Below are 12,148 nucleotides of genomic sequence, written 5' to 3'. Positions count from 1 at the left end.
TCACATCATCAAACTCCCAAATCACAACACTCTGGACGGGTAAGCCGCGCGCACCCCGTCCTTTGGATGCCGCAACGCGGCATGGAGGCGCCAACAGGTGTTGAATAGAACACTGTCAGTGATTGGCGCCGTAGCCCGGCGCAGCCGGTTACTATCTTGATAGGTTTCACCTTACCCATCCCTTGCCCTGCAAAGTCATAATCCGCTAACAGAGAGCGTAGATATGAATGTGCGCCGTCGGAGTGGTCACGACAAGGCTTGTAGCCGTAGTCGGGGCGTATCTCCGCGTTAGCGGGCCGTTAGGGCCGCTTACGGGCGTGTTATACCGAACCTTTCAGGCGAAGTATTCTTAACAGCAGCGATTAATTTTAGTTACAACATCCACTATTAAAAGCGACATCATCCCGGCCCAGAGGGCCGGGGCGGCGGCGCTTTTCAGTGGTGGGATAGGCGTTGTGGTTTCCGCTGGGCGCGGTACTGATGATGAGTTTGGCGGTGGTGTTTAGTTAGGTGAAGTTTGGGGCCCATCGCAACGCGATGGGAGGTACTTTTTAAATGTCGATGCCGGCTGGCTTTGGTGTTGCTAGGGAAGGGTTTGTGCCCGAGTGAAACGAGGGAGCTATCATCGAGAGCGCCCTTTGGGGTCGCTCGATGGTTACTCCCTTTTTATAAAGGGCTTTTGTTCAGAAACAACGTTCGAAATTAACAATGATGCTGGGTACCTTTTCGAAGTTAATCTGTTACTTCGAATTTAACTGTCTGTTTTCTGCGCAACACGAGTAGGCCAAGTTGGCCATCACCGAAAATCCGTGAATATCGAAGAGAGAGGGGGAGAGTAACGCTCAAAATCTATGCTACTACCCAATCGCAGGGCAAGCGAGGGCCTCGCGTTGATAGGCGAAAACGTGAGGGATTAAAGGGGGGAAGGTTTAGATTTTAAAGGCGCCGGCACGTTCAAGCAGCAACTTGTAGAATGCCTCCGCGTCCTGCTGCAGCAGTCCCGGGCGCTCTTGTTTAAGCGCCTCCTGAAGCATCATCACGTGAATGGTCGTCATACCACCGTTTATTGACCACTGCGTAAACTGCTGGTAGTAGCTATTTTGTTTTTTACGCTTGGCCAGCTGCCGGATGTTCTGATTGGTCTCATCCAGTTGTTGCTCCAGCGCCGAGCGTTGCGCCAGGGTTTGCTCTATCTTGGCCACGGCCTGGGCCTTATCACGCGTCAAGTCCGGGCTGACCACCCAGCGCTTAATCTGGCGCAGCCGATTACGCAATGAGTGACGGGATTTCAGGTCAATGCCGATACGCTCAATGCGCACCAGGTGTTTTTCATAGCGTTGGCGCAGTGTCTCTGTCAGGCCGTTCTTCATCGCCCAACGCTTGAATTTACCCAACCAGTCGCGGATTTCATCGACCTGGATACCGCGCGAGGTAAAGAACGTCTCGGATAGCCAGATACGCAGCGGCTTGTTCTGGCCACTGTCACTGTCCAGGGTATGCAGCACGATGACATAGCCGAGCTGCTCCATCACCGAGAGGGCATGCAAGGCAACATCGTAGGCTTTGCGACCGCTCTCGTAAACGTGCAGTACCCCCATCGCTGAGGCGATCTGCTCAAACGGTACCATCACTTCAAAGGGATAGTCACTATCCGGGTTGTAATCCGTGTGTGCAGCCAACGCCTGGGAGAGAACCGTTAACGCTTCACGGCTCTCTGAGCGCGTGCTAATGCGCATCGGTTTGGGCACAAAATGCGGATCATTACGATAGGTATATGGGATGTAGCCACGCTGGCGAAGCGCGATTAGATCGCTATTGCGGTTCCAGTCATGACGACTAATCCGTGCCACGACTTTTGACGCCATACCACGCGAAACAGTACAACACAGTTTCGGCTGATAGCGGCGATGGATTTTACGCTGTCCCTTACGGGCTGCATTAGCTTCACCGCGCCGTGTAACGTGCGGTCGCTCCTGCACATCCGAGACAAGGATGGGGCTGCTATACACTCCTACCTGCGCTTATGTTGCGCAGACAGAGTACGGAGCACAGAAAGGATTGCAGTTTTCTGAGCATGACTTTATACTCCCTGCATAGAGCAACAGCTTCTATGCAGTATTGTTAAGTGAGCCCCGTTAATCTACTTCGGCCGCCAAACTGAAAAGATTATCGGGGTTTTCGCTTTTCTGGTGCCGAGTAACCTCCCTCCTCACCAGATCCCTGCCACCTTGCGGCGTGGCCCGCCATGAATTTGAACGTTTTTACGTGCTATTTTTCGCATGTAAACAGCGTTGTGACTCTATCACTAGCCAGTGCTTGGATCAATTTGAAGATCAGGATCTTCGGACTTTGCAGTATATCTTTGCTTGTTTAACGGTTTTCTCGAGTATGCCACAATCGCAGTATATAGATACCTGAATCAAGGATCTCATAACGGATCTCGTACCCCCCAACTAATATCCGCCTAACTTCGCGTGGTTCAAACTGAAACAGCTGTTCTCCAATACGTGGATTGGTTAGCAAAGTCATCGGATACTGCGCTAATGATTGCACCGCTCGTGCAGCAGAAATCTTATTAGAACAAGCTAGAAATTCATACAAGCGTGCCAAATCAGAAAGCGCTTTACTGGTCCACTTTAGCTCCATCAGCGCGGTACTGGCATCGGTTGATCGGAACTGAGGCTATCAGCCCAAGCTAGCACCGCCAGATGATCGATAACCCTACCAGCACCCACATCTGCAAGCGCTTCTTGAGTCAAGCGATCTCGAGCCTCCTCTTGGGCTATCCACGCAGAAAGCGCCTGCTTCATAACCCAACCACGCGAACGTTCAAGACGTGCAGCGATCTGATCCACTTTGTCAGCCATAGGTAATGGCACATGCGCAGTCAATACCCTGGTTGTTGCTTGTGTCATATAGCCTCCACATCATTACGACCTTGGTATTAATCATAGTGATTAACAATAAATCGATCAAGATATATCGATACCACATTGCAGCGTTTGGCGGGTCACTGCAAGTGAGCATGGCTATAGTGATGAGATGGGGAAGCTGGGGCACAATAGGCTGCATTGTGAAATTTAAAATTGGAAAAGATGACTGATACTAACGCCCTGCGGTTGTTCAATTGCGTTCACTCCCCGATATTAAATCAGGGCGCAAACACAATTTTATAAAATATAAATAAAACTAAATGCGGTTAGCGGAAGTTGATTTTCGCCGTTGATAGAATTCAATCCGGGCACACGCGTACTGTTGTTCCTCCTCAGTAATCTTCGCAACCGGTTGACCATCAATCCCATAACGATAAGCGCCGACAACCATACTGCGTAAATAGGTCGTCGAGCGCGTAATACGTTTCAGGCAGCGACGCAGCTGTTTGCGTGACAAGGGCAGAGCACGTGCTGCGATATCAGCCAGCAACGCATCCCGTATACCAATTTGCAGCAAGCGTGGCTTATCTCCCTCAAACAACCCAGGCCAATGGGGCTTCATTAATGCTACTGCATCCGCTAATGGCATCAATACCACTCCTTTCGGCGGCTTTGGTGGGCATTTTTTATCCTGCCTGGCCGGGGCGGTGGGGGGCGGCGTGACAGACGGCGCTTTTGTCGGCGCCCGTTTCGCCTCTTTCGCCTGCTTTTGTGCCGCCAGTTTCTGCTTCTTCACTTTCCAGGGGGGAGGCGTGTTCACCACAAACACTTTTTTGCGATGGACAACCACCGGGGCGGCATCCGATGCCTCAGCCGGTGTTTCTTCAACGGGTCGTTTACGCTTCAGACTCAAGGTTGGCCGCTTCTCTGTATTCATCTTAATCTCCCTGTTCACATCACACTGGCCACACAACTCAATACAGCCAGGTGTACCGTATATGTCACCACAAAAAAATGTGAGGGCCAAAACCGCCCTTGACCAGACCATCGCAGGCTCTCCTGCGCGGCAGCTATACTCAGCACCAGGCCACTCACCGCCGCTGCCCAGCTGATATTAACATTCAACATCAGAACACTCAGTCCCCACAGCAGGGCAACCAGCCGGCGCTCCATTGCCGCCATTGGCACAAAAAGGTAGCGGCAGGCTACTAACATCACAACGCCCGCCAGATCATAGCTTGTCAGGGAGAAGGGAAGCCAAATCAGGGTAAGCCCTGTCGCGGCCAGTATCCCCTTGATCCCCTGTCGTTGCTCAAACCAGCGTAAGGCTTGCCCGGTGACCGCGAACACAAACAGGATATTCCCTTGCCACCACGGGAACCCGGCCAACAGATACGCAGGTTGGGCGATCATCGCCCAACACCACAGGGTGTTGAGATTCGACTGGCGTATGCCGGCATGCCTGGCCAGATTGTACCCCCACACCAGCCCAAACAGCGGAAAGGCCCCCCGCCCCAGCCACAGCATGACCTCACTATGCAAGCCAAAGATCCGGTTAGTATGGTCAAGCACCATCAACAATAATGCGACCCCTTTGAGCACATCACATTGCCCGGCACTCCACTGCCAGCGACAGGCCAATCCCTGAAAAACTGATGGCATCACATCCACTCTCATTGAACGTCTCCTCTTGGCCTGGGGTGGCCCCCTGATTTTAATCGGAGGGCCACCCCAGGCTGACAAACCGCATCGCGGTGCGTCAGTCCCCGGCCAGGGTCTTGTCGCGTACCAGCTCACGCTCCATCTGCTGTAGGCGCTCTCGCTGTAAACGCTCGGCAACCCGCTCAATGGCGGACTGTTGGTGATCCGGTAAGGTCGGCAGCGTATCCGCCGGGTGCCGTTCCTGTTCGACGCCGCCTTTGACCACCTCATCGACAATCTGCCGCATTTTCTCTGGCGCCACATCATCGGGCGTGGGCTTCTCTTTTTGCCCCAGCATTTCCCGCGCCGTTTTCTCGGCCTGCTTCTCCAGAGCGACCCGCGCGGCCTCCTCCGACTGGCGCAAGGCTAGCACCTCGGGCGATAACCCTGCCGCATCCCCCGATGTGCCTTGCCCGGTTTCCCCCGCATCAGCCCAAACGCGCCCGCCGGTCATCGCCCCCGGATTCCAAGGAACCCCTTCCCCCTGCAAGCGAACCACAATGCCGGCATCAGGAAAGCGGGCGGCCAGTTTTACCCCCTCCTCAATGCCTGCGGCCAGTCGGCTCTCGCCATTCCGGCTGGCCTGTAACGCGACAAACCGTGCCGCTGTACTGCCAAAAAGACGCCCCTCTCTCGGCAATACCACCGCAGCCGGTTTATCCCCTTGCGATAAAGGACTCAACCAGGCGCCTGCCGCCTTGCCGTTTTCATCAAATGCCGGAAACGCCACATGGGGCTGCGGGTATTTTCGTCCGGGTGCGACAAACCTGGCCAATGAGGTGCCCGCATCCAATCCGTCCTGTTTCAATACTGCTCGCCCTGCCGCCACCGCAGATAACGGTACGGCCTGCGCGAGCAGACGTGCCGCGTTATCGGCAGTACGTTCACCTCGGGGTTGCAAAATCTCATGCGCTGTTGCGCCACGATCGGCTTTCTGGATAGCCGTTACCCACGCCTCACGGTTGTCGGTATAAACCTGTACATGCTGCTTGGCACGCGACAGGGCAACATAAGCCGAGGCGTGGTTGACCATATACCGACGTCCCCCCTCTGTCCCCTCAAGGGCAATGGCAAAGGATTCACTCGCCCCTTGCGCACCATGTGCCGTGATGGCATAGGCCAGATCAATATGACGCTCTGCCAGCTCCGTATGCGGATGAACGATCCGTGTCTCTTGGCCATTTGTTAATGTGACACTGTCACCATTAATGGCACTGACTGTCCAGGTACTGTTGGCCATAAAGCCCCGCTCGATATCACTTTTAGAAAACCGCATACGATCCCCGACGCTGACAGTGATGTTATCGGATTGATAGAGCGTGACCCCCTCCCGTACCGCTTCCTGGGGAGATAAGATCCGCTGACGCCCTCTCTCATCCTGCAAAGTAACCAGCTGGTTTTTCTCATCTATCTCAACGATTCGGTAATAGGTATGATCCAGTAACGGTCGGGCATTTTGGTGTGTTTTCCAGGTGCTGAGACGCCGCAAGGCTCCCTCCGGGATGTTGGCGCTCACCAGGATAGGAAGGGGGCGTTCTTCTCTCGACAGCTCCCCGCTGGCCACCCGCGCATCATGGATCAAGGCATTCACTGCGCGCCGATCCTGGTTCAAATGCGTGATGATCAACGTATTGTCTCGCGCCTGGGGCGTCCGGCCGAGATAGTCCGCCACAATGGCATCATGGAGCGTCGCCGGGACGGTTGGGGACAACGTTGCCGATACTGCGTCAACGCCACCGGGTGACGCGTCAGGCTCTTTCTTTATCTCCATGACAGAGCTGGGCGGAAACCAGGCCTGTGCCTGGCGGGGAACCTGCTGTGGGCTAACCCGCTCCACCGTCTCCAATGCGCCCGCGACATCCCGGGCAATCAAGCTATAGACCGCTGGTCGTAACTCTGGCGTTTGCCGCACAATCTCTTTCATGATGGCCACATCCGCCGCACTGCGCGTCTGTTGCAAATGGAACGGCTGTCCAGGTGCAATCGCCTGCAACTGATCCGTATCACCACTGGCCACTGCGCGTCCGCCGCCACGGGCAATCAAGGCATAAGCACTGGCCATATCGCTGTTACCCAGCATCGAGCTTTCGTCGATCAGGAATAAGGTACGGGAGAAATCAGGGCGCTCGCCTTGCTGTTGAGCCTGCTGGTTATCGAAGAGAAATGACGCTAGGGTTTGTGCCTCTACCCCGGCAGCTTGCATTTCTGCCACAGCCCGATGTGTTGGAGCCAGGCCAACAACACGCGGTCGCTCAGACTCCGGCAACGAAGAAATAGCCGACATCACAGCACGGAACTGCGTCGTTTTCCCTACGCCGGCATACCCTTGTACCACGGTAAAACGATCGGGGGTTTCCAAGATCATGCGGGTCGCCGCCTGCTGCCCTGTCGTCAGGCCTGCCAGATATGACTCAGGCACCTGTGCCATCAGTGGCGCTACAGCCGCCTTCCCTTCCGCAATGTGACGAAGAATGCTTTTTTCTGCCTCAAACGAGGCTCTCGACACCAAAAGATCATTCCCATGCCCAGGAGCTGACCCAATGGGGAGCAAAGCGCCCTCCCGGATCTGCGTCTTGATGGCGTCTGCTAAAGCGGAGAGAGGCACCTGCCCGCCCGCAGCCTCCTGAGCCTGGGCCAATAGCGATACGCGAGAAAAGGCGAGTGATCCCCCTTCCCGCTCTAACACCGGAACAGCCAGGTGGAGAGCCTGTTGTGCTGGCGTATGCAGGGCTGCCCGCTGACGGGTTAGGGCCTCCTCTAAACCCGCCTGGCCCGCGACCTGCTTGAGATGGGTTGTCACCGTAGAAAAGGCCGGGTGCCGCCCTAGGCGGGCAGCCACCTTATCTTCTGCCTGCGCGCTGTACAGGCGAATGCGGCTACCACTACGCGCCAGGCGATTCAGGGTGCCCTGATTCAAATCATTGTGTGCCACTGCCGCCAATACCTGAGCCTTATCATTCACCGAACGGCCCAGGCCCTCCACATAGCCGTATGCCACCTTGATAGCAGTAAAGGGTGTCTTCCCCACCGCCAGGCGCTGCATCTGCCCCTGACGTTCAATCTGAATCCCCTCCTCATCCACCTGATGTACCCGAACGTGCTCCCCCGCCCGCCAGCTTAACCCCTCCATCTTCCCTAACACGGCCAACTGCTCCCCTTGGCTGATGGCCAATGTCTGTGGTTGATAAAGCGACCAACTGCTATCCAGTGATGACAGACGGAATGTCTGCATCTCCCCTTGTTCGTCCCGTAAGGTAATGGAGTGGCTACGCGCGGTGACACGATCGATGACGTAACGGGTCGCCGTTTTGCTCTCGGCATCCCAGCGCTCCATCACCATGCCTTCACGGTAATTATTTCGGGAGAGCCGGCCTTTACTGTCCAGCCAGACAGGCTCTAGAGCCATTAATGTTTGATCGGTTTTCCCTAACTCTCCTTGCGCTTTCATCGCGGTGCGGATCGCTCGGGTAAGACGCAGTTGGTCCGTGGGGCCATTCACCTGTGCGACCACATGCTCGCCCGTTTGCCGCGCTGCGACATAATCCTCAGCTAAGCGCGTAAACCGCTGCTGCTTGTCTGGCTCACTCAAGATCTGCGTCTCCACCGGAGACTGACGCACATATTGCTGTGAATTAATCCCACTCTCGCGCAACACACTCAGGGCATTGCCTGTTGCTTGCCGCTGTGCGGTATCGAGGAGCAGTACTTGAACGTTGTTCCGCAGTGCGTTATCCAGCAAGTTGACTGTTTCTTTTAGGGTCAACTTTTCTCCCTCCGTCACAATCAAGGTACTGTTTGGCACTAACGTCATACCCTCATTTACGATGCGTTGGGGAAAGATAGCCGTTTGATTTAACGAGTTGTCTTGCTCCAAAAAACGCTGTGATTTAGCGTCAGGCGCGAGGATCTGCACCTGGCGTCCCTGTTCCCGGGTTGCCTGCACCAACTCCGCCACTCTCTGTCGCTGTATGCCAGCGCCACCGATACTGGCCAATACAGCCAGTGAGGGGCGCTCGGCCAGGATCTGCTGCACCACAGGACTATAATCGCGAGTTGAAGAAGAGCCGGGACTGACCATGACATGCCCTTGCTCCATCAGGCTCTGGCTGAGCGTTCGCACGGAGAGCTCATCCAGCACATGAATATCGGAGGTGAATACCCCTTTTTCACGATCTAACGGAATGAGTTGTTGTTGCTCGATGGCGTGATCAATACCGGCACGCGCCAGGGCAATCACCCCGTCGGTAGCAGGTAGGAGACTGACCGTGGCGGCCAACATATCCGAATAGGTAAACTGCACCTTACGCTCACTGAGTTGGGATATCGCTTGGCGCACCGTTTTAGCCATATCAACAGCCGCAGGCTCGGCGGGAGCAGGGACGTGTCCTTGCGTCACCCGTTGTGCTGCGGCCTCCCGATACCCCTGGATATCAAATCCAGTCGATTTAAGGGTCGCCATCCATTCCGCCATCTTTTCGGTCGGATCGATGGCCATTTTCGCTTTACGGGTATCGAGTGTTGCCACATCGCGGGATTTCAACGAGGCGTCCGCCCCGACCGCCTTCTGGATGGCCTGGCTACGATGGGAGAAGGCCTCCACCGGCACGCTTTTCATCTCCCACAGGCCATGTTTGCCGACCACCTCAACCTGATAACCCATCGCCTCGACCTCGCTACGCAAAACCTGACGATAAATTTTCCCTAGGGCTATCTGATTAGCGAGGATATTCTCAGAAAATCCGGTTTTCCCCACCGTATCACTGCTTAACGCCTGCCACTTATCACCATTTCGAGTCGCATTGAGCACCACACTATGCGTATGCAGCTGTGGGTCCTGATCGCGCGAGGTGTCATGATTAAAGCGGGCAATGATAAGATTACCGGTGAGTACCGTCTCTGAGACGCCATCCCGCATTGAGCGCGTGGAAGCCAGGGCCTCCGCCTGCTTCAGGGCCACATCCACCGCCCGGTTATGGGCATCAATCAGGCGCCGATCGCCACCCAGCATGGCCATCATCGAGACGCTTTTCGGCGCCGAAAAGGTCAGGTCATACCCAGGTCGATGTTTATTCACACCGTTCTCCAGGCGCGAAAGATCAGCACCATCGGGCAGCCGTCCGTGCAATAACTGGGTAAAAACCGCTTTATCGACGGCGCCTGATAGCCCCAGCTGTTTGGCCCCCTCGCCATACCAATGGTCATCCATGCTGCCCAGCACGTAATAGTTATCTTTGTCGGTGTAATATCCGCCGGCATTACCGGCTGATTTTACCTGGCTAAAACTCATCATCAGAAACCATCCCCCAACTCTTCATCACTCACGACATGGCTGTGGTTAACGTTGACCTCCTCTTGCCGCTGTCTATCGCGTAATGCGTGAGAGGATTGGCCAGCTTGCCATGCAGCATATGCATCGGGATCAACAATCTCACCCTGCGCATCAATACCGGGCGGTAACGCTGCCTGTTGCTGTTCTGACTGAGCTGATGGCAGTAATTCCTGTAAATCACGCTCAACCCCACCGCCCATCGCGACTACCGTATCCGCCCCCCCTTGTACGACAGCAACCGCAGCGGCTGCCGCAGTTGTCACTGGCGTATGACGAGGTGCTACAGTGATGGGCTGGTTATCAACAGGTGTAGGTTGAAAGGGGCGTACACCCGCATCCGCTTGGCTATCGGTTTCAAACAAGCCATCGATACTGCGCCCCTCCTCCTCTCGTGCCGCCAATACGGCGCTAAGGCGCACCTCGGCATCGGTATCGATAACCCGGGGAATAAACTCCTGAGCAATACGGGGGCGCGGCTGGTACTTCAATGTCAACTTCACTGCGGGATATGGCCCAGGCAGGGTGACAAAGCAGGTCAAGTCCGGCAGCGTCTGAATATCGCTATAACTGACCAGCGTGACGCGCTCCATATCCTTGCCAACGGATACCCCATCACGTACCGGATCAGCACCGTAGGAGTATTGCTCACTGGCTTTTTGAATCTCTTTCTCACCGATTTCCCCTGCCGCAAACTCGGCAATCTGTTTGCTGGGTGAGCGGAAAAAGGCCCGGGTGTTAAGCACATCAAACAGCGTGGCTGCGCCTTTAACACCATAGATATCTTCCAGCTGGGCATAGGACTGGAATCCGAGGACATAGCAGCCACCAAATTTGCGTGCTTCGGGAAGAATTTCTACCAAATCAGGCAGCTTATGCAGCGTCGGCAGCTCATCGGCAAAAATCCACACCCGGCGCTGGCGGTTCTCGCCCATCGCCAACAACCCCCGGATTGCGATGGATAACCACATGGAGATCACCGGTTTCAGGGAGGCGTGGGTGTCTGCGTTAGAGGAAATGAACAACCAGCCATTCTGGCCATCTTCCCTGACACTGCGCATCCAGTCGCGGATCGTGAAGGACTCGCCATTACGCTCGATACCCTGCAGGTAACGAATGGCTTTCACATAGTTGGTCAGCACGGCACGAATGGAGATAGCGGTCTTTTCAATTTTTTCCTCTACCAGATTTGCCGCCGGTGAGGACTGTAAGTAGGCACGCAGTTTGTCGATCTTGATGGAAAGCAAGGTATCAACCAGTTTGGCATAGTTACGATCATCGTCCTTACGCATCCGATAAGCAGCTTCTGCGAAGATGGTTCGTCCAGATCCCTGCCAGAATGGGTCTTCGCTGGTTCCCATCGGAATTAAAGTGTTGGCTACGTTATCGAAATCCGGCTGGGTTAAACACTCGCACCACAGGTCCCAATTAGCGCAGCGAGCATCAAGAGGGTTTAGGATTTTATCTTTGGCGGGGTTATAGTAGCTTTTGACAAATTCACAAGAACGGTCGTAGACGATAACCATATCGCCCCGTTGACGGGCATGGTTCATCAGGCGGCGAATAAACTCCGATTTACCGGAGCCGACCGTACCATGTAAGCAAAAATTCTGGATCTCACTGTCCTTAATCAACGGCAATTTTTCGATTCGGATATCAGATTGGCGACCATCTCGCTTTAGCATCGCCGCAACCTCTTTCGGATTATCGGTCAATTGGCGCCCGCCGGTGACCTCATCCTCACTCTGCTTCTTCCCCTGGTGGCCTAAAATCCAGGAGGCAACAAAGAAGGTAATAAGACAGGTAATACCGCCAATAATGGCCGCCAGAACAAAGCTGCTCCATAACTGCTCGCCACACCAGATGGTGTATTTATCCTGTAAGATTTGTTCGGCGTTATAGGCAAGCTTACGGCCATAATATTCAATATGGTAAACCGGCTGCGACCGAAGCAAAGAGCGCATCGGGGCCAGTGTCTGACACCACCAATACACGCAACCATTAACAAAAGTCTGCCAGGATAATCGGGCCATCAACGTTAACGCAGCGATAACCCAAAAAAGCAGAAAAAGACAATAAAAAATAATATTGGCAATTTGGCCAAACATGCGAAAACGCATAGAGGCGATCTGACCGCCCTGGGTCATATCTTTGGCATTAAAACTCATAATATTATCTCTCTTAATCAGCAAGAGCGAAAAGGTCAAGCGAAGAGGAAGTATGCCGCCAGAGAATTACTGGCGGCACA

Annotated in this window: 8 protein-coding genes and 1 pseudogene; all 9 read right to left on the bottom strand. The window is 54.6% G+C overall.

Translation table 11 applies throughout. The features are described 5' to 3' along the window. Positions 1 to 265: 265 nt before the first annotated feature. Positions 266 to 440 (bottom strand): annotated as a pseudogene (locus EHO01S_RS19485) (replication-associated protein RepA4); the annotation flags it as partial. A gap of 489 nt (positions 441 to 929) precedes the next feature. Further along, a complete protein-coding gene (locus EHO01S_RS15270; RefSeq protein WP_332270044.1) occupies positions 930 to 1,850 on the bottom strand; it encodes a Replication protein in 921 nt (306 codons plus the stop codon). 151 nt (positions 1,851 to 2,001) lie between these two features. Next, a complete protein-coding gene (gene tap / locus EHO01S_RS19440; RefSeq protein WP_071991036.1) occupies positions 2,002 to 2,076 on the bottom strand; it encodes a RepA leader peptide Tap in 75 nt (24 codons plus the stop codon). 294 nt (positions 2,077 to 2,370) lie between these two features. Next, positions 2,371 to 2,646, bottom strand: coding sequence for a type II toxin-antitoxin system RelE/ParE family toxin (locus tag EHO01S_RS18495; protein WP_071991035.1), 276 nt, complete (start codon positions 2,644 to 2,646; stop codon positions 2,371 to 2,373). Continuing rightward, positions 2,646 to 2,915 (bottom strand): CopG family ribbon-helix-helix protein, encoded by a 270-nt coding sequence (locus tag EHO01S_RS15265; protein ID WP_024524788.1) that lies wholly within the window; start codon positions 2,913 to 2,915, stop codon positions 2,646 to 2,648. The genes EHO01S_RS18495 and EHO01S_RS15265 overlap by 1 nt, the downstream gene beginning before the upstream one ends. Before the next feature lie 274 nt (positions 2,916 to 3,189). Further along, entirely contained in the window at positions 3,190 to 3,810 is a 621-nt protein-coding gene (gene finO, locus EHO01S_RS15260) for a fertility inhibition protein FinO (protein WP_024524787.1), read from the bottom strand. A 14-nt stretch (positions 3,811 to 3,824) separates the two neighbouring features. Further along, entirely contained in the window at positions 3,825 to 4,535 is a 711-nt protein-coding gene (gene traX, locus EHO01S_RS15255; protein ID WP_232238207.1) for a type-F conjugative transfer system pilin acetylase TraX, read from the bottom strand. Positions 4,536 to 4,632: 97 nt separating this feature from the next. Beyond that, on the bottom strand, positions 4,633 to 9,864 hold the full coding sequence (gene traI, locus EHO01S_RS15250; protein ID WP_024524785.1) for a conjugative transfer relaxase/helicase TraI: 5,232 nt from the start codon (positions 9,862 to 9,864) through the stop codon (positions 4,633 to 4,635). Continuing rightward, a complete protein-coding gene (traD, locus tag EHO01S_RS15245) occupies positions 9,864 to 12,068 on the bottom strand; it encodes a type IV conjugative transfer system coupling protein TraD (RefSeq protein WP_024524784.1) in 2,205 nt (734 codons plus the stop codon). Before traD ends, traI begins: the two co-directional genes overlap by 1 nt. Positions 12,069 to 12,148: the final 80 nt, after the last annotated feature.

This window comes from Edwardsiella hoshinae NBRC 105699 = ATCC 33379 (assembly GCF_000474215.1).
In the GTDB taxonomy this organism is placed as follows: domain Bacteria; phylum Pseudomonadota; class Gammaproteobacteria; order Enterobacterales; family Enterobacteriaceae; genus Edwardsiella; species Edwardsiella hoshinae.
The sequence above is the reverse complement of the archived record's forward strand: the minus strand, read 5'-3'. Positions and strand labels throughout refer to the sequence as shown.

Bases quoted from the DNA above. Each gene is read 5' to 3' on its own strand.
- EHO01S_RS18495 (WP_071991035.1), bottom strand. From the start codon at position 2,646: ATGGAGCTAAAGTGGACCAGTAAAGCGCTTTCTGATTTGGCACGCTTG.
- EHO01S_RS15265 (WP_024524788.1), bottom strand. From the start codon at position 2,915: ATGACACAAGCAACAACCAGGGTATTGACTGCGCATGTGCCATTACCT.
- finO (WP_024524787.1), bottom strand. From the start codon at position 3,810: ATGAATACAGAGAAGCGGCCAACCTTGAGTCTGAAGCGTAAACGACCC.
- traX (WP_232238207.1), bottom strand. From the start codon at position 4,535: ATGCCATCAGTTTTTCAGGGATTGGCCTGTCGCTGGCAGTGGAGTGCC.
- traI (WP_024524785.1), bottom strand. From the start codon at position 9,864: ATGATGAGTTTTAGCCAGGTAAAATCAGCCGGTAATGCCGGCGGATAT.
- traD (WP_024524784.1), bottom strand. From the start codon at position 12,068: ATGAGTTTTAATGCCAAAGATATGACCCAGGGCGGTCAGATCGCCTCT.